We start from the raw sequence: 17292 nt of genomic DNA, 5'->3' as shown, positions 1-17292 counted from the left end.
CCACCGCGCAGACCTTTAGGACAAGAAGCCATTGTTGATTGAAATCTGTGTCTGCACCTTCCGCCGGGCCTCCTTGGCGGGAACGCTCCACTCGCTGGGAAAGCAAGTCGTGCCCGAAGGGATCACGCTTCGCCTCATCGTCGCCGACAATGACGAAACGCCTTCAGCGCAAGACCTGGTGACACGCGTCGCTCAGGACCTGCCCTTCCCCGTTCAGTATGTGCACGCCCCCAGCCGGAACATCTCGCTGGCACGCAATGCCTGTCTGGACGCTGCTAAGGGCGAGTTGCTGGCCTTCATCGATGATGATGAAGTTGCTCCGCCGAACTGGATTGCCGACCTCTATGCCCTGCTGGTCGAAGGCCCCTATGACGCGGTCTTTGGCGCCGCCATGGCGGAATATCCGGACACAACCCCTGACTGGATCAAGCAAGGCGACTATCACTCGAATGTACCCACACGCCGGAACGATACGGTCCAGACCGGCCACACATGCAATGCCCTGATCCGCACCCAAGCGCCCAGCTTCGCAGGACAGCGCTTCCTGCTGGAGAAGGGGCGCACCGGCGGCGAGGATACCGAATTCTTCTTCCGCGCCTGGCGCGCCGGTGCCCGTTTCGCCATTTCCGAGGACGCTAAGGTATATGAGCCCGTTGACCCTGCCCGTCTCGCCTTCCGCTGGATCGCAAAGCGTAAGTTCCGGTCCGGAATCACATACGGCCGCCTTGAAAGAGGAAGATTATCCCTCGCCAAGGCGGCCGTTTCACTGTGCGCAACAATCCTGAAGATTGCCTACTGTATTCTACGCTTCGTGCTGGCAGTCTTTTCCAGCACGAAGCGTAATTTCTGGCTCCTGAGAGCCGTATTCCATTTGGGCGTCATCACATCAATCCTGTCAGTCAAGGAACAGGAACTCTACGGATAACGCCCACTCAGGATCAGGTCTGACGGCTACTCAGCCGCCATGGGCACGTCTACAGCCGATAGCTCCGTGTAGCGCTTCAGGTGGTGGTCGACATTTCCGAACTCGGCATCGATCATGGTCAGACGCTTGAAATAGTGGCCAACAGCCATCTCGTCCGTCATGCCCATGCCACCGTGGATCTGGATCGCCTGTTGGCCGACATAGCGCCCGCCCTGGCCGATACGCACTTTGGCAGCTGATGTAGCCTTCTTGCGGATCACTTCGTCTTCATCAAGCTTCAGCGTGGCCATATAGGTCATGGAAACCGACTGCTCGTGCTCCATGAACATGTCGACCATGCGGTGCTGCAGCACCTGGAATTTGCCGATCGCCGTGCCGAACTGCTTGCGGTTACGCGAGTATTCAACCGTCATGGCGTGGGCAACCTTCATCGCACCACAGGCCTCTGCACATAGGGCGGCAATCGCCTCGTCCGCGACTAGCTCAATAAGCGGCAAGCCATTGTCGACTTCGCCGATCACGGCATCGGCGCTGACAGCCACATTCTCGAAATACACTTCCGATGCGCGGCGGCCGTCGACCGTTGGATAATCACGCGTCGAAACGCCTTTGGCATCCTTGGCAACAACGAACACAGTCACGCCCTTGGCATCGCGGCGATCGCCCGATGTGCGAGCTGTCACGACGAAATGCGTGGCCCATGGTGCGCCGATAACCACGGCCTTGTGACCGTTCAGGACAAAGCCCGAACCGTCTTTCTTGGCGGTGGTTTCGAGGTCAGCCAGATTATAGCGGCCGCGTGGCTCTGCATAAGCGAATGCAAAGATCGCTTCGCCTGACATGATGCCGCCGAGATACTCGGCCTTCTGCGCATCAGAGCCGCGCTTCAGGAAGCCGCCGCCGCACACAACGCTCGGCAAATAGGGCTCGACCACGAGGCCTTTGCCGAATTCTTCCATGACCACCATGGCGTCGATCGGGCCGCCACCGAGGCCGCCGTCTTCTTCGCTGAACGGCGCCATCAGCAGCCCGAGTTCGGCAAACTGGGCCCACATTTCCGGGCGCCAGCCGTCTTTCGACGCAACGACCTTGCGGCGCGTGTCGAAATCATACTGCTCCCGGATCAACCTCGAGAGGCTGTCGCGGATCATGGTCTGCTCTTCGGTGAAATTGAAATCCATAAAGTTTCTCCCTGCCCCGAGTGCCCTAAAGGCCCAGGATCATTTTGCTGATGATGCCGCGCTGAATCTCGTTCGATCCGCCATAGATCGACGTCTTGCGCATGTTGAAATAAGTCTCTGCGACGAAGTGCGAGTGATCCGGGCCAACACCCAGTTCATTCGAGCCATCGGACTCCATACCAGCCGTGTAAGGCTCGGCATAATTACCCACCGCTTCAAGCGTCAGCTCGGTAAGACGCTGCTGGATTTCGGTGCCCTTGATCTTGAGGATCGAGCTTTCAGGTCCGGGACCTTTACCGGCCGATTCTGAAGCAAGTGTGCGAAGTTCGGTGAATTCAAGCGCCGTCAGATCGATCTCAAGCTGGCTGATCTTGCGAGCAAAATCATTGGTCTGGATCAGCGGTTCGCCATCAACAAGCTCGGTGCTTGCAATCGCGCGCAGCTTCTCGACACCGCGCTTCGAACGGGCAACGCCCGCAATACCGGAACGCTCATGAGCGAGAAGGAACTTGGCGCATGTCCAGCCTTCGTTTTCCTTGCCGACAAGGTTCTCGACAGGCACGCGAACGTCTGTCAGCCAGACTTCGTTCACTTCGTGGCCGCCATCGAGCAGTTTGATCGGACGCACTTCAACGCCGGGTGTTTTCATGTCGACGAGGATGAAGCTGATACCTTCCTGCGGCTTGGCAGCCGTCGGGTCGGTGCGGCAAAGGAAGAAGCCCCAGTCAGCGAACTGGGCGAGTGTCGTCCAGGTCTTCTGGCCGTTGATGACCCATTCGTCGCCATCGCGAACAGCGGTGGTCTTAACGCTGGCAAGGTCAGAGCCGGCACCAGGCTCGGAATAGCCCTGACACCACCACACATCGCCCGAGAGGATGCCCGGAAGATACTTCTCTTTCTGCTCTTCGGTGCCGAACGTGTAGATAACCGGCGCAACCATCGCCATGCCGAACGGAAGCGGCATGATGGCGTCAACGCGCGCATTCTCTTCGGACCAGATGTAGCGCTGCGTCGAGGTCCAGCCCGTGCCGCCATACTTCTTAGGCCAGGCGGCTGCAGACCAGCCCTTCTTGCCGAGGATCTTGTGCCAGGCGAGGAATTGCTCGCGTGTCAGGTCTTCGCGCGTACCGACGCCTGCGAGTTCCTTGGGATAATTTTCGCTGATGAAGGCACGTACTTCATCCCGAAAGGCGATTTCCTCGGGGGAAAATTCAAGGTTCATGGGTGGACGACTCCTCCGGACAATTTTTGAGTGGGGTGACTTGAACCCTCTATGTCAGTCAAATGTGGCCCGTGGCAAGGTTACGCGCACGTAAACGTAAACTTTGCCGCAGCTTTTCACTGCATTTTCGCAAACTAACCATGCAGAATCAGGAGGCGGCCGGTTCCGCAATGAACGGTGCACATGCGGTCTTGAGCAGGCCGATGGCCGAAGCTGATCCGAGTCCGCCACCCGTCTGGAATTCGAGCTGCATGAGCGGACGCAGGCCAAGGCGCTCAAGCGCTGCCTCATGCGCCGGGCGCTGCGTACTATGCGAGGCCAGGCAATGGCTGATGGCTTTCGGGTCAATGGCATGAACCACACCGGCCGCAATCGTCGTCGCGAACCCGTCCAGCACAACAGGCACACCCTCATGACGCGCAGCAATGATGGCGCCCACGCAGGCCGCAAGCTCACGCCCACCAAGGCAGCGCAAGGCTTCCAGCGGGTCTGACAGGTGCCCCCGGTGCAGGGTCAGGGCGCGACTCACCAGTTCGCTCCGCCGTTTCGAGATGGCCGGCGGTGTATGGTTGCTCGGCCGCACCCAGTAATCCGGCGAACCGCCATAGAGCGCACAGGCAACAGCCGCAGCTGCCGTACCAACACCCGCGCCGGACACGGCAAGGGCCAGAAGGTCCGGCTTGTCTTCGATAGCCTCAAATCCGAAGGCAATCGTGGCGGCACATTCGCGCTCAGACATGGCCGCCGTCTCGGCAATGCTTGGCGTTGGCCTGTCCAATGCAAGCTCGAAAACCCGAATATTGGCGCCCGCCTGGGTGGCGATCGCCGACAGCGGGGCCTTGCCCTCACGAAGCGCATCGACATGGGCACGGGTGTCGACATCGCTCGACAGCGACACGCCCTCGTCCACAAGACCGTGCGAACCGGCAAAGATCGCCAGGACCGGGTTTTCGATGCGCGGCGGATACCGGCGCTGCCAGTTGGCCAGCCATTCGGCCGCTTCGCCCAAGCGACCAAAATCGCCCTCACGCCCCATGGTCAGGAGCGCCTCGCGCACCTGCTTGCCCGGCTCGGTATCAAGCGGAATCCGCTTCAGAACGAGCGCACGAACATCATCAAGCGGCGCTGCGGAATTGGCAGGTTCAGTCACGTCAGTAAGTCTCCCGGTCCCGCGCAAATGGGGACAGTGCGAATCTATCAGAGAAAACGGCTATTGCACGACAAGGATTTGTTACCTTGAAGCATGGCATACTTGCCCATTCTGCTCCATGAATTACGCTGTATATTGATGACCGACCAACCAATAAAGACCCCGTGTATCAAAGTCTGCGCAATCGACGCCTCCACAGGGTGGTGCCTCGGTTGTGGCCGCACACTGCCCGAGATCGGCGGATGGATGGCCATGGGAGGCGATTCGCGTGACCTGGTGATGGAGTCGCTTCCTGAGCGCATCTCGAAACTCCAGGCCATGGGAAAACGCTGACCGTGGGCAGCTGGGTCGCAAATACGGTCTCGATGGTTGCGGCAGCTGCCATGATTACAGCCGGTGTCGTCATTTTCATCGTGCCAAAGCTGCAGGAAAATCACGCGGCCGCCGAAACGCCCATCGTCGCCAGCGCCGTCGTTTCCACTCCAAGGGCGGCATTTGACAACGCCGCCATCATTGATCGCGAAGCGGATGGCCATTACTGGACCCGTGCGGACGTCGACGGCACAGCCGTCAAATTCATGGTGGACACTGGCGCCAGTACAGTCGCCATCACGTTCCGGGATGCTCAGCGCATTGGCCTGAAACCGGAAGACCTCGATTTCAAATGGGAAATCCGTACAGCCGGTGGAATCGTCCACGGCGCCGCCGTCACACTGGAAAAGATCAGCATTGGCCGGGTCGAGGTCGATAATGTCGAGGCTATGGTCCTGCGTGAAGGCCTCGATCAATCCCTATTGGGTATGACCTTCCTCGGCGAACTTTACTCTTACGAGTTCCGCAAGAGCCAACTGGTCATACGCCAGTAACAGGCGTGCCGTCCTTGCCGACGCCAATACCGATTTCCCAGGCAAACCGACCGTCCTCTCCGGCCCACCGCGCATAGGCCACGCGCCCATCCAGACCCGCCGCATTCATGAGGTCACGATACCAGTGAGCTTCGCCAGCATTCAGCTTCTGTGGATGCACGCCCCAGAGCAGGCAGGCCTGACGCAGGCGCTGGTCGTCGAGCGAACCATATAGAATTGGCGCCGCCCCCCTCACGCGGGAGAATCGCGCCAGGCGGTCAAACGCTCCCGTACGCAGCGCCAGCGCCGACGCGCCCGCAGCCTCCGCCATCGCCTGCGCTGTGCGGGCCACAACATCGACCGCACTCTCACCCACGGAATCCCCGTCGAACTGCTCAATCGACCGGCGATAGTCCTCGGCATTCTCTGTCGCGCGGATGATACGGGACATGATCGCAACCGCCGTCGCCGGATGGCGCCCCACCGCCGTCTCAGCAGACAGCATCACCGCATCGGCGCCTTGATAAATCGCCGTCGCCACGTCGCTGGCCTCGGCACGCGTCGGCGCCGCATTCTCGATCATCGATTCCAGCATCTGCGTCGCCACGATCACTGGCCGCCCCGCCGCGCGCGCGGCCCGCACAATGCGCCTCTGGATAACTGGCACTTCCTCGGGCGCGAACTCCACGCCCAGATCGCCCCGCGCAACCATCACAGCATCCGCCGCCTCAACGATGGCCAACAGGTTTGTGATCGCCGCCGGCTTTTCGATTTTCGCCACCAGTGGCGCCCTGCCCGCAATGATGGCTTTCGCCTCCATCACGTCCTCCACCGTCTGCACGAACGAGAGCGCAACAAGATCCACGCCGATCTCGAGCGCAAACGCAAGATCGCGGCGATCCTTGTCCGTCAGCGCCTGCACCGGCAGCGCTTTGCCGCGCACAGTAAAGCCCTTCTTATCTCCCAACTTGCCGGGCACTTCGGCCCGCACGCGCGGCTTGTCACCGGCCTGTGTCACCGTGAGGATCAGCTTGCCGTCATCGACCAGGATCGTATCGCCCTCTTCCAGCATCGCGACGATCTCTGCGTGCGGCACCGGGATCGCATCATCGCGGTCCGTGTTCTCGGCCGCAATCAGGTCATATTCCGCCCGGAAGCCCAGCCGCATCGTCCCACCGGGAAAACTGCCCACGCGCACCTTTGGCCCCTGCATGTCGGCGAGCACAGCCAGTGGCTGGCCCGTCGCCGCCTCGGCGGCACGCACAGAATCAAGCGCCTCACGGTGGGCCTCGTGCTCGCCATGGCTGAAGTTCAGCCGGAAGACATCGACGCCCGCTTCAGCCAGCGCACGGATCTCCTTGCGCGAGCGGCTGCCCGGCCCAAGCGTTGCGACAATCTTTGCATTCTCAGCGCGTAGTCGGTTCTGGCCCATTCTTCATCTCCCCTGCCGCGCGGTGCGCTGGTTACGTCATATGCGACTCGTGGCCCGGCCACCAGTAGTCATGATAGCGCAAACATTTATGTCAGGCGACACCATCCGCCAGAACGGCCAGCGGGTCATAGTTCAGGATTGGCGCCAGCCAGCGTTCGGCCGTCCGCATGTCCCAGCCCTTGCGGCGCGCATAATCCTCAACCTGGTCCCGTTCGATCCGGCCGACAGCGAAATAGACGCTTTCCGGGTGCGCGAAATACATGCCCGACACGCTGGCCGCTGGCGTCATCGCAAAGCTCGATGTCAGCGAAACGCCGATCTGGTTCTCGGCATCGAGAAGCTTGAACAGGGTCGCTTTTTCCGTGTGCTCCGGCTGGCTCGGATAGCCGGGGGCCGGGCGGATGCCCCGATAGCTTTCAGCGATCAACTCGGCAGGGCTCATGTCCTCGTCGGACGCATAAGCCCACAGCTCCTTACGCACGCGCTCGTGCATATATTCCGCCATGGCCTCGGCAAACCGGTCCGCCAATGCCTTGACCATGATGGATGAATAATCGTCGCCCTGCGCCGCGAAGTCCGCTGCGATCGCCTCGACCTCCGGCCCAGCCGTCACGCAGAAGCCGCCGATCCAGTCTTCACCTTCCGGCGCGACAAAGTCCGACAGCGCAAAGTTCGCGCGCGTATTGTCCTTCACCATCTGCTGTCGCAGCGTATGGAACACGTCGCCTGTTTCGAGATGGATGTCGTCAACGTCGCCATTTGCTTTCCAGAACCCGACAACCGCCTTCGGCCGGAACCAAGCCTCGCCAACAAGGCGCTGCATCATGGCTTCAGTGTCGCGCCAGAGACCGCTCGCCGCCTCACCGACCACTTTGTCCGTCAGGATAGCCGGGTACTTGCCCGCCAAATCCCACGCCGAGAAATAGGGCGTCCAGTCGATATAGCGCGCCAATGTGGCCAGATCGATGTCGTCAAATGTCCGCACACCGGAATAGGTCGGCACAGGCCGCTCATAGGCGTCCCAGTCGATTTTCATGGCGGCGGCCCGCGCCTCTGCCAGCGGCAGGCGCGGCTTGGGCGGTCCATCCTTGCGTGCATCCCGCATACGCTGGTAGCGCGCCTTGGTCTGCGCCAGGAAACCGGGCTTGTCCGTCTCGCTCAGCAATGTGCTCACCACACCCACAGCCCGGCTCGCGTCGGACACATGGATCACGGGCGCGCACTGGATCGCCGGCTCCACCTTCACCGCGGTGTGCGCCGGGCTCGTCGTCGCCCCGCCGATCATCAGCGGTTGCGTCATGCCGCGCCGCTGCATCTCGGAGGCCACATAGACCATCTCGTCTAGGCTTGGCGTAATCAGCCCTGACAGACCGATGATATCAACGTTCTGCTCAATGGCCGTGTCGAGAATCTTCTCCGCCGCGACCATGACACCAAGGTCGATGATCTCGTATCCGTTACAGGCGAGCACTACGCCGACAATGTTCTTGCCGATGTCGTGCACATCGCCCTTCACGGTCGCCATCAGCACCTTGCCATTGGACACATCAACCGTCCCGAGACGAATCTTCTCTTCTTCCAGATAGGGCTCGAGATAGGCCACAGCCGCCTTCATCACGCGGGCCGACTTCACGACCTGCGGCAGGAACATCTTGCCGGATCCAAACAGGTCGCCGACGACATTCATGCCGTCCATCAGCGGCCCTTCGATCACATGCAGCGGACGCTCGAACGACTGGCGCGCTTCTTCCGTGTCCACCTCGATGAACTCCGTGATGCCGTGCACAAGGCTGTGCTCAAGCCGCTTGGCGACCGGCGCCTCGCGCCAGCGCGTATCCTTCTCCTGAACCTTGCCCTTCTGGCCGCGAAATGTCTCGGCAATATCGACAAGGCGCTCTGTCGCTTCAGGGTTCCGGTTGAGGATCACATCCTCGACCGCATCGCGCAGCGCGGGCTCGATATCGTCATAAATATCCAGCTGGCCTGCATTCACGATGCCCATGTCCATGCCTGCGGGAATTGCATAATACAGGAACACAGAGTGCATCGCCCGGCGCACCGGCTCATTGCCCCGGAAGCTGAACGACACGTTCGAAAGCCCGCCCGAGATATGACAGCCCGGGCACGTCTCGCGGATCACCTTTGCGGCCTCGATAAAGTCCACCGCGTAATTGTTATGCTCCTCAATCCCCGTCGCTACCGCGAAGATGTTCGGGTCGAAAATGATGTCTTCAGCCGGGAAGCCAACCTCTTCGGTCAGTATCTTGAACGCCCGCTGGCAGATCTCGATCTTGCGCGCGGCTGTATCGGCCTGCCCTGCCTCATCGAATGCCATCACGACCACGGCTGCGCCATAGGCGAGGCACGCCCTGGCATGCTTGCGGAAAATGTCCTCGCCTTCCTTCATGGAGATCGAATTGACCACAGCCTTGCCCTGCACGCATTTCAGGCCCGCCTCGATGACATCCCATTTCGAGCTGTCGATCATCACCGGCACGCGCGCGATATCAGGTTCGGCCGCGATCAGATTCAGGAACGTGCGCATGGCCTCGGCCCCGTCGAGCATGCCTTCGTCCATGTTCACATCAATGATCTGCGCCCCATTCTCGACCTGGTTGCGCGCCACTTCCACGGCGTCAGCATAGCGCCCTTCGGTAATCATCTTCCGGAACACGGCAGACCCGGTCACGTTCGTGCGTTCGCCGATATTGATAAAGCGGGTGGAGGCAGATGAAGTCATTTGCGGGTGCGTCCCCTGTCGAGCGGCCAGTTGCCGTCCGGAATGTCAGTGAAGCCCTCTGTGGGCTGATTGTACCAGTAGATCCAGGCCCGCTCGCCGGTCGGCGCGCCATGGTCATCCAGCAGCGGAATTTGTTGTCTCGTATAAAGCGACGTTGCTGGATCGTCCGTCACGTCCTCGAATTCATCCATCGCGTCAATGATCGACACATCGTTCAGCTCATAGCGCACGCCATGGCACAGCTGCTCGCCCTCAACGACACCCGGAAAGCCGCCAAGGTCCAGCAATCGCCCGCGAAACCGGCAGGCCCCGAGAAACTTGCCCGACACTTCCAGCGGCAAATCTGCCGGCTGCCCCGCCGAGCCCTGTTTCAGCAGGCCGTAAAACACGAACAGGTCGCCTTTTTTGACCGCTCCGCCACTCATGATGCCAGCACGAAAGGTTCAAGCCCGGAAAGACGCATGTCATGCGATGTCGGCGCCGGGTCACGTGGCTTCAGGCCCGCCGTCGCCTTGGCGATCGCCGCGATATGCTCCGGCGTCGTGCCGCAGCAGCCACCCAGGATGTTGACAATCCCGTCCTTCGCCCAGCCGCCCACGGCGCCGGATGTCTGGCCAGGCGTCTCGTCATACTGGCCCATCTCGTTCGGGAGGCCCGCATTCGGATAGGCAGCCACCAGCGTATCGGCAATCCGCGACAGCGACGCGATGTGCGGCCGCATCAGGTCCGCGCCGAGTGCGCAATTGAACCCGATGGCGAATGGCTTCGCATGTCGCACCGAATTCCAGAACGCTTCGACCGTCTGGCCGGACAGCGTGCGTCCGGACCGATCGGTGATCGTGCCTGAAATCCAGATCGGCAACTGATCCATGCCCTCGGCTTCAAGGTCCATGATCGCCTTGATACAGGCCTTGCAGTTCAGCGTGTCTGTGATCGTCTCGATCAGATAAAGATCGACCCCACCTTCGTTCAGCGCCTGAACCTGCATCCGATAGGCCTCATAGACCTCATCAAATGTCACCGCGCGGTGGCCCGGATCGTTCACGTCCGACGACATGGACAGCATCTTGTTCAGCGGCCCGATCGAACCGGCCGCAAAGCGTGGCTTGTCCGGTGTCTTCGCCGTCCACGCATCCGCCGCCGCTCGTGCCAGTTTGGCGCCTTCAAGATTGATGTCGCGCACGGCCTCAGCGTCCAGCTTGTAGTCATCCTGCGCAATGGTCGTCGCCGAGAACGTATTGGTCTCGGAGATGTCCGCGCCCGCTTCGTAATAAGCATTGTGCAGGTCGGTCACGATATCCGGTCGCGTCAGACAAAGGATGTCATTGTTGCCCTTCATCTGCCCTTCATGACCAACGAAACGGTCTCCGAGGAAATCGGCCTCGTCCAGTCCGCGCCGCTGGATCATCACGCCCCACGATCCGTCGAGGATGAGGATGCGCTCTTTGGCGGCGGCTTTGAGCGCGGCGATACGGTCTTTGCGTGTCATTTGGGGCCTCATGCAGCCTGTACAGGCTTGGGTTTCATGCCGAGCAGGCGGCAGGTCGACAGCGCCAGCCCCGCCCGGTTCAGCGTGTAGAAGTGAAAGTCGCTGACGCCTTCATCAGCCAGCTTGTGGCACAGTTCGGCGGCCACAGTCGCTGTTACAAGGTCTCTTGTCTCGTCATCGCTGTCGAGCCCGTCATACAGTCGGTCCAGCCAAGCCGGAACACTCGCCTGCACCATGCTTGCCATCCGCTTCAAGCCGGCAAAATTGGGCTGCAGCATGATGCCAGGCACCAGCGGCATGGTGATGCCCTTCGCGCGCGCCTTTTCGACAAAGCGCAGGTAAGTATCCGGCTCGAAGAAGAACTGCGTGATCGCGCGCTTGGCGCCTGCATCCTGCTTCGCCTTCAGGAAGGCGAGGTCCTCGTCCCAACCCCGGCTGTTGGGGTGGGGCTCCGGGTAACACGACACCGAGATCTCGAACTTGCCAGCTTCCGACAGCGCCTCGATCAGCTCGACCGAATTGGCAAACCCGTCCGGATGAGGCGTGAAAGCAGCGCCCATGCCCTCGGGCGGATCGCCGCGCAGGGCCACGATATGATGTACGCCAGCAGCGGCGTAGGAATCCGCGACGTCCAGCACTTCGGCCTTGGTCGCCGACACGCAGGTCAGGTGCGCCGCCGGGCGCAGTGCCGTGTCACTGGCAATCCGCTTCACCGTGTCATGCGTGCGCTCACGCGTGGACCCACCGGCGCCATAGGTCACCGACACAAATTCCGGCGACATCGGCTCCAACCGCTGCACGGTCTCCCACAGGCGCGTCGCCATGGCCTCGCTCTTCGGCGGGAAGAATTCAAACGACACGGACGGCGCTGCATCCTTCTGACGGTTGGCAATCGACAGACTGCTCATGCTTTGGCCTCCTCAGGCAGGGCCGGCTTATCAGCGACCCAGATATTGACCACCAGTCCCGGGCCAGAGGCCTCGGGCGGCGCGAATGAAGCGGGCTGGGACAGCTTCAGCTGCGCATCCTGGGCCCAGGCTTCCATATTATCGTTCCGCATCCCGAGCCGGTGGTGACCGTGCTCGGAGCGCAGGAATTCGAGATCATGCGCGGCAAAATCAACCACGAGCAGGCGCCCGCCGGGTTTCAGCACCCGGCTCGCCTCGGCAATCACCCTGCCCGGCGCATCCATGAAGTGCAGCACCTGGTGAATAATGACGAGATCGGCCGACGCATCCTCAAACGGCGCAGACGTAACATCGCCCTGGCGCACGCGTGCGCCCGTTATGCCCGCCCGCTCAAGATTGGCGCGCGCCACGGTCAACATCTGGTGGCTAAGGTCGATGCCTTCGGCCTCGCGTGCCAATGGTGCAAACAGCGCCAGCATGCGGCCTGTGCCTGTGCCGAAATCAACAACCCGCTCAAACGGTCCGGGACCAGCCATGTCCAGAAGCGCCGCTTCGATGGCCTCGTTCGGATAGTGAAGCGAACGGATCGTGTCCCATGTACCGGCCAACTCCGAAAAATAGGACTCAGCCGAGGCTGCCCGCAGGGCCGTCACTTCTTCAAGCTGCTCTGAATCGCGCTGGAATGTCGGCGATTCGACAGCGATCTGCTCGAACAGGGAATCAAGAAAGGCTCTCCCGTCGCCGCGGCTGGCCGCGCGATAAAAAACAAACGAGCCCTCCGGCATGCGCTCCACCAGTCCCGCGCTCGTCAGGGCCTTCAGATGGTGAGATAATCGCGGCTGGGACTGCGCAAGGACCTGCACAAGCTCACCAACCGACAGGTCTCGCCCCCGCAATAGCGCCAGGATGCGCAGCCGCGTTGGCTCGCCCGCTGCGCGGAGCCGGTCGAGGATGGGAACGAGATCAGGCTTCATATCATTATATAAACATGGGTTTATATGTTCCGCAATAAACATTTCATGTGTTCATGCAGAATGAATTTACCAAACTATGAGTTGATGGAGCGGTTTCGAATTACCATTCTAATAATCCAACCCAACCTCCCAGAGGGCTTTCCTCATGCAAATACGTTTCCTTGGCGCCGCCCTGACACTGGGTTTGGGCGCCTGCGCATCGGCTCCCCCGCCCGAACCCGGCACGATTGCCGACCCCTATGAAGGCTTTAATCGCCAGATGTTCGCCTTCAACAACGGTGTTGATCGCTACGCGCTGGAGCCCGCTGCCAATGTCTATGAGACGGTCACGCCATCCTTCGCGCGCGACCGCGTCGGTGACTTCCTGAGCAACCTCAAATCGCCTGTCATCTTTGTGAATGACGTGCTGCAGGCCGAGCCAGGGCGCGCAAGCGACACGTTCTTCCGATTCACCCTCAATACCACGATCGGGCTCGTCGGCCTGTGGGATGCGGCGCATTATTTCGGCCTCGAAGGCCACTCCGAAGACTTTGGCCAGACGCTCGCGGTATGGGGCGTCGACAGCGGCCCGTACCTCGTCATGCCCCTCCTCGGCCCGACAAACCCCCGCGATCTTCTCGGAACCGGCGTCGATGTGGCATTCGATCCGTTGAACTGGACCGAATTCGAAGGCCAACCCGATCTCGATGACCAGATCGCCATGGGCCGCCGTGTACTGGGCGGCCTCAACGCGCGGGTCGAATTTGATGATCAAATCAAGACCCTCAATGAGCAGCCCGAACCCTACATCGCCCTTCGTAGAATCTATTCATCTCAGCGTCAGGCAGACATCCGTAATGGTAAGCCGGTCGATGACGCGGATGCGTACGAAGATCTCCCTGATTTTGACTAATTTGGGACTTAGCAAGGCGCTTACGAAAAGCAGGAGCAGTCGCTTGAAACGCACTATCACACTAGGTCTGGCCATGGTCGGTCTGGCGCTCACCGCTTTGCCTGCAGCAGCAGACGCAAAGACAGAGGCCTACGTCCAGACCAATGCGAGCGAAGTCCTGGCAACGCTTAATGACCCCTCTTTGACCGCTGAAGAGCGGACGAAGGCGTTCAGCGTGTACATGGACAAGTTCACCGACCTCGACGCCGTCTCCAACTTCGTTATTGGCAAATATAGCCGCCGCTTTACAGACGCGGAACTTTCCGCCTATCGCAAGGCATTCCGCGCCTACGCCCTGGCTGTCTATGAATCCCAGCTTGATGACTATCGCGGCAAGGAAGTGATCGTGAAGGATTCCGTTGACCGTTCGGCCGATGATTCCATCGTGAATACGGTCATCAAGCGCCAGGACGGTAAGGATATGGATGTTCGCTGGCGCGTACTTAACCGCGACGGCAAATATCAGGTCGTCGATGTGGCCCTCAATCTCGACGGAAACCTGATCTGGCTCGGCATAGAACAAAGGGCCCAATTTATCGCCCTGCTCGACCGCTCGAACGGGTCGGCTGAAGTATTAATCAAGAAGATCGAGAGCAGGACCACTGAGCTGAAAACGTCAAAACGCAGCTAGATTCTGTTAAACTTTATACGTTTCAGTGCATTAACCTGCATTTCCCGGAAAAATTCGCGATTTAGTCATATACTTGGACTAGAACTCGGGAATTGAATGGTCAGTGCGGCGTTTACCTCAACATTTGGCGCGTCTGGCCCGTTTCCTGCACACCCCGGGGGTGATTTCCGGATGGGTACAACGTTGCGATGAGAGTCTCAGTTTACAAAGACAGGTATCCCACCTCTTTCGTGGTGCCCCGTCGTAGCGGGCACCAGATCAATAGTCGCTTGTTCCTGCCCTTCGACAAACTGCTCAACAAGCTCGACGGCATCGCCTGGATGGCGCCTTTTCACAACGCAGATCTGGTCCACGCCTTCAACCGCGTGCCAATCGGCGAGCGCAAATATGTCATCTCGTTCGAGAGCCACCTTCCCCGCCGGTTCAGCATTGCACGGGACAACGCCTATACGGATTGGATGACGCGCGAGATCTCGAGCCGGCATTGTCGCCGTATCATTGCCCTGTCGCACTACGCCCGTAATCAGTTCATCGACCAGACCAAGGACGCGTGCACGGCGGAAGCCCTGAAGGCCAAACTGCTGGTGCGCCACCCGAACGTGCTCATGGGCCCGGATGTCGACCCGCTCGCTGCAGAGCTGAGAGACGGCCGTATGGACGAACTCGTGATCACCTTCGTCGGCGCCCACTTTGCACGCAAGGGCGGTTGCGTCGCGGTGAAGCTCGCGCAGAAGGCGCTTGAACAGAACCTGCCCGTACGTATCCAGATCGTCTCATCGATGACCGTCGGCGCATCCGTCTGGACGGACCCGGCCTCCGAAGCCTTTTTCAAGCCTTACATGGACCTGCTCGACCTGCCCAATGTCACGCGCTTTGAAGGCCTGCCAAATGGCGCCGTCCGTCAGATGCTGGGCCGCTCGCACTTCGGCTTTCTCCCGACATTCTCCGATACGTTCGGCTATTCAATCATTGAGGCCATGGCAGAGCACACGCCCTCCATTGCCACGCCAGTTCAGGCGATCCCGGAATTTGTGAAGGACGGACTGAACGGCCTGATGCTGCCACTTGATGTCGATGAGCTTGGCCACTGGAAGCAACCCGTCGGCGTCAAGCATAATGAAAACGCCTACGAGGACTTCTTTGCGGACGAAATCGAAAAGCTGGCAGATCACGCGCTGGCAGCGATACGGCCCTACATCGGCGCGCCCGAAAAGCTGTTGCCCCTGCGCCGCGCAGCCCGTTTGACGGCCGAGAAGATGTTCTCCCCCGCCGTTTCCGCGGCCTTTTACGACCCCTTCTATGACCGCGTTGCGTCCGAAAACCCGTCCACAGACCCGAAAAACGACCCGCTGGATGTGTCATCGCCGACAATTTCGGATATCGAAGACCAACTGGCCTGACAGCGATCCACGCAAACCTGCGGAACACATGCGTCGCTCATGCCTTTACAGCACATGGCTGAGGGAAACGGCGCGATGGCCATAATGACAAAAAGATTGACCCACTTGCTGGCCGGCCTCTGCCTGCTCGCCATCATGCCCACGCTTCAAACACACGCACAGGCGCCCGTCGAACAGCCCGCGCCGCAAATCGTCCAGACGGCGAGCGATGCTCCGTCAGACAATGCCATTGAAAGCCGTATCGTCGCGATCTTTTCGGAGATCGACTCGCTCAAGCGCGTTGAGGTCGATGTCAGCGAGGGCGTTGTCACGCTTTCCGGCGGCGTTTCGAACTCAGCTGCCGCGAACCGTGCCATCGACATTGCAGGACGGCTCGTGGGCGTCGTGACAGTCGAGGACAAGATTGACCGCACGCTGGACATTGAAGGCAACGTCTCCCCCCTCGTCGACACGTTCCATGCCCGGCTCAAGAGCTATTACCGCGCCCTGCCCCTGCTCGGCCTTGGCCTCGCGCTCTTCCTGATCATCAGCCTTCTGGGCCACCTTCTGGCCAGCTGGATGTGGTTGTGGCGCCGCCTGCTGCGTAACGTCTTCCTCGCCGAACTCGTCTCGCAGGCCGTCCGTGTCATTGCCATCGGCATAGCGCTGGTACTGGCGCTCAGCCTTGTCGGCGCTACCGCGCTGATGGGTACGCTGCTCGGCGGCATAGGCGTGCTCGGTATCGCGGTGGGCTTTGCGGTGCGTGACAGTCTTGAGAACTATATCTCGTCCATCATGCTCAGCCTGCGCCAGCCTTTCCGCGCCAACGAGCATGTCGTGATTGGCGATCAGGAGGGCAAGGTCGTCCGCCTCACATCCCGCGCCACGGTGCTGATGACGCTCGACGGCAACCATTTGCGCATTCCGAATGCGGTGGTCTTCAAGGCCGTGATCCTGAACTACAGCCGCAACCCCGAACGCCGCTTCGAGTTCGACCTTGGCGTCGATGCCGAAGATGACCCGATCGCCGCGATGAACCTAGGGCTCGACACGCTGGACACGTTGCCCTTCGTGCTGAAACAACCTGACGCGAGCGCCTTCATACAGACGGTTGGCGATTCCAATATCGTGCTGCGCTTCCAGGGCTGGGTGAACCAGAACCAGACCGACTTCAACAAGGCGCGCGGCCTTGCCATCAGCGCCACGAAGGATGCCCTCGAAACCGGCGGCTTCACCCTGCCCGAACCCATCTATCGCCTGCGCTTTGACGGCCCGGTCGATGCAGCCAAGGTCGTGCAGGACATGGGCGGCACGACGACAGAGCGCCGCAAGCCGGAACGCCCCACCTTGCCGACAGGCTCGGACGCGCTCAGCGTCGCGCCGGATGATCACATCGAGAAAAAGGTCGATGAAGAACGCGCCGAAACCAAGGAGACCGATCTCCTCGATTCCGACCGTCCTGTGGAATAGAACTGCGCCTGCGGT

Annotated in this window: 16 protein-coding genes; 7 read left to right on the top strand and 9 right to left on the bottom strand. The window is 60.4% G+C overall.

The features are described 5' to 3' along the window. Positions 1-31: 31 nt before the first annotated feature. Entirely contained in the window at positions 32-925 is an 894-nt protein-coding gene (locus HOC_RS14285) for a glycosyltransferase family 2 protein (protein WP_035539729.1), read from the top strand. 26 nt (positions 926-951) lie between these two features. On the opposite strand, the gene HOC_RS14280 is transcribed toward HOC_RS14285, so the two are convergent. The 3 genes from HOC_RS14280 to HOC_RS14270 all read right to left on the bottom strand — a co-directional run bounded on the left by HOC_RS14280 (position 952) and on the right by HOC_RS14270 (position 4478). Beyond that, the gene (locus HOC_RS14280; protein ID WP_035539727.1) at positions 952-2106 is read right to left on the bottom strand and encodes an acyl-CoA dehydrogenase family protein; all 1155 of its coding nucleotides are present in this window, start codon (positions 2104-2106) and stop codon (positions 952-954) included. 25 nt (positions 2107-2131) lie between these two features. After that, complete coding sequence (locus HOC_RS14275) at positions 2132-3328, bottom strand: acyl-CoA dehydrogenase family protein (RefSeq protein ID WP_035539724.1); 1197 nt, start codon at positions 3326-3328, stop codon at positions 2132-2134. Positions 3329-3476: 148 nt separating this feature from the next. Further along, positions 3477-4478 carry a nicotinate-nucleotide--dimethylbenzimidazole phosphoribosyltransferase gene (locus HOC_RS14270; protein WP_035539722.1) on the bottom strand — a complete coding sequence of 334 codons (1002 nt, stop codon included), beginning with the start codon at positions 4476-4478 and terminating at the stop codon, positions 3477-3479. A gap of 138 nt (positions 4479-4616) precedes the next feature. Here HOC_RS14270 and HOC_RS14265 point away from each other — a divergent pair, with 138 nt between their 5' ends. Together HOC_RS14265 and HOC_RS14260 are read left to right on the top strand one after the other, a co-directional pair. Continuing rightward, the gene (locus HOC_RS14265) at positions 4617-4811 is read left to right on the top strand and encodes a DUF1289 domain-containing protein (RefSeq protein WP_035539758.1); all 195 of its coding nucleotides are present in this window, start codon (positions 4617-4619) and stop codon (positions 4809-4811) included. Positions 4812-4813: 2 nt separating this feature from the next. After that, a complete protein-coding gene (locus HOC_RS14260) occupies positions 4814-5344 on the top strand; it encodes a retropepsin-like aspartic protease family protein (RefSeq protein WP_051624916.1) in 531 nt (176 codons plus the stop codon). Here the strand turns inward: HOC_RS14260 and pyk are convergent. The 6 genes from pyk to HOC_RS14230 all read right to left on the bottom strand — a co-directional run bounded on the left by pyk (position 5331) and on the right by HOC_RS14230 (position 12866). Next, the gene (pyk, locus tag HOC_RS14255) at positions 5331-6755 is read right to left on the bottom strand and encodes a pyruvate kinase (protein ID WP_035539719.1); all 1425 of its coding nucleotides are present in this window, start codon (positions 6753-6755) and stop codon (positions 5331-5333) included. The genes HOC_RS14260 and pyk overlap by 14 nt on opposite strands. A 91-nt stretch (positions 6756-6846) precedes the next feature. Next, on the bottom strand, positions 6847-9495 hold the full coding sequence (gene metH, locus HOC_RS14250; protein WP_051624915.1) for a methionine synthase: 2649 nt from the start codon (positions 9493-9495) through the stop codon (positions 6847-6849). Further along, positions 9492-9920 carry a gamma-glutamylcyclotransferase family protein gene (locus tag HOC_RS14245; protein WP_035539716.1) on the bottom strand — a complete coding sequence of 143 codons (429 nt, stop codon included), beginning with the start codon at positions 9918-9920 and terminating at the stop codon, positions 9492-9494. Before HOC_RS14245 ends, metH begins: the two co-directional genes overlap by 4 nt. Then, complete coding sequence (locus tag HOC_RS14240) at positions 9917-10984, bottom strand: homocysteine S-methyltransferase family protein (protein WP_156950497.1); 1068 nt, start codon at positions 10982-10984, stop codon at positions 9917-9919. Before HOC_RS14240 ends, HOC_RS14245 begins: the two co-directional genes overlap by 4 nt. Before the next feature lie 8 nt (positions 10985-10992). Further along, complete coding sequence (gene metF / locus HOC_RS14235; RefSeq protein WP_035539712.1) at positions 10993-11892, bottom strand: methylenetetrahydrofolate reductase [NAD(P)H]; 900 nt, start codon at positions 11890-11892, stop codon at positions 10993-10995. After that, positions 11889-12866 carry an ArsR/SmtB family transcription factor gene (locus tag HOC_RS14230; protein ID WP_035539710.1) on the bottom strand — a complete coding sequence of 326 codons (978 nt, stop codon included), beginning with the start codon at positions 12864-12866 and terminating at the stop codon, positions 11889-11891. Before HOC_RS14230 ends, metF begins: the two co-directional genes overlap by 4 nt. A 145-nt stretch (positions 12867-13011) precedes the next feature. Between HOC_RS14230 and HOC_RS14225 the strand changes: the two genes are divergently transcribed. The 4 genes from HOC_RS14225 (at position 13012) to HOC_RS14210 (ending at position 17277) form a co-directional block, all read left to right on the top strand. Continuing rightward, positions 13012-13758, top strand: a complete 747-nt coding sequence (locus tag HOC_RS14225) for an MlaA family lipoprotein (protein WP_035539707.1) — start codon at positions 13012-13014, stop codon at positions 13756-13758. Positions 13759-13801: 43 nt separating this feature from the next. After that, on the top strand, positions 13802-14428 hold the full coding sequence (locus tag HOC_RS14220; RefSeq protein WP_035539706.1) for an MlaC/ttg2D family ABC transporter substrate-binding protein: 627 nt from the start codon (positions 13802-13804) through the stop codon (positions 14426-14428). A 188-nt stretch (positions 14429-14616) separates the two neighbouring features. Continuing rightward, positions 14617-15828 carry a glycosyltransferase family 4 protein gene (locus HOC_RS14215; protein WP_084146341.1) on the top strand — a complete coding sequence of 404 codons (1212 nt, stop codon included), beginning with the start codon at positions 14617-14619 and terminating at the stop codon, positions 15826-15828. An 84-nt stretch (positions 15829-15912) separates the two neighbouring features. Beyond that, positions 15913-17277 (top strand): mechanosensitive ion channel domain-containing protein, encoded by a 1365-nt coding sequence (locus tag HOC_RS14210; RefSeq protein ID WP_084146342.1) that lies wholly within the window; start codon positions 15913-15915, stop codon positions 17275-17277. Positions 17278-17292 lie beyond the last annotated feature (15 nt).

The sequence above is a fragment of the Hyphomonas oceanitis SCH89 genome (assembly GCF_000685295.1).
Lineage (GTDB): Bacteria > Pseudomonadota > Alphaproteobacteria > Caulobacterales > Hyphomonadaceae > Hyphomonas > Hyphomonas oceanitis.
Note: the sequence above shows the minus strand (reverse complement) of the source record. Positions and strands in the feature narration are given on the sequence as shown.

Excerpts from the sequence above, each read along its gene's own strand:
- HOC_RS14280 (WP_035539727.1), bottom strand. The coding sequence starts at position 2,106 with ATGGATTTCAATTTCACCGAAGAGCAGACCATGATCCGCGACAGCCTC.
- HOC_RS14275 (WP_035539724.1), bottom strand. The coding sequence starts at position 3,328 with ATGAACCTTGAATTTTCCCCCGAGGAAATCGCCTTTCGGGATGAAGTA.
- HOC_RS14265 (WP_035539758.1), top strand. The coding sequence starts at position 4,617 with ATGACCGACCAACCAATAAAGACCCCGTGTATCAAAGTCTGCGCAATC.
- pyk (WP_035539719.1), bottom strand. The coding sequence starts at position 6,755 with ATGGGCCAGAACCGACTACGCGCTGAGAATGCAAAGATTGTCGCAACG.
- metH (WP_051624915.1), bottom strand. The coding sequence starts at position 9,495 with ATGACTTCATCTGCCTCCACCCGCTTTATCAATATCGGCGAACGCACG.
- HOC_RS14245 (WP_035539716.1), bottom strand. The coding sequence starts at position 9,920 with ATGAGTGGCGGAGCGGTCAAAAAAGGCGACCTGTTCGTGTTTTACGGC.
- HOC_RS14240 (WP_156950497.1), bottom strand. The coding sequence starts at position 10,984 with ATGACACGCAAAGACCGTATCGCCGCGCTCAAAGCCGCCGCCAAAGAG.
- metF (WP_035539712.1), bottom strand. The coding sequence starts at position 11,892 with ATGAGCAGTCTGTCGATTGCCAACCGTCAGAAGGATGCAGCGCCGTCC.
- HOC_RS14230 (WP_035539710.1), bottom strand. The coding sequence starts at position 12,866 with ATGAAGCCTGATCTCGTTCCCATCCTCGACCGGCTCCGCGCAGCGGGC.
- HOC_RS14225 (WP_035539707.1), top strand. The coding sequence starts at position 13,012 with ATGCAAATACGTTTCCTTGGCGCCGCCCTGACACTGGGTTTGGGCGCC.
- HOC_RS14215 (WP_084146341.1), top strand. The coding sequence starts at position 14,617 with ATGAGAGTCTCAGTTTACAAAGACAGGTATCCCACCTCTTTCGTGGTG.
- HOC_RS14210 (WP_084146342.1), top strand. The coding sequence starts at position 15,913 with ATGACAAAAAGATTGACCCACTTGCTGGCCGGCCTCTGCCTGCTCGCC.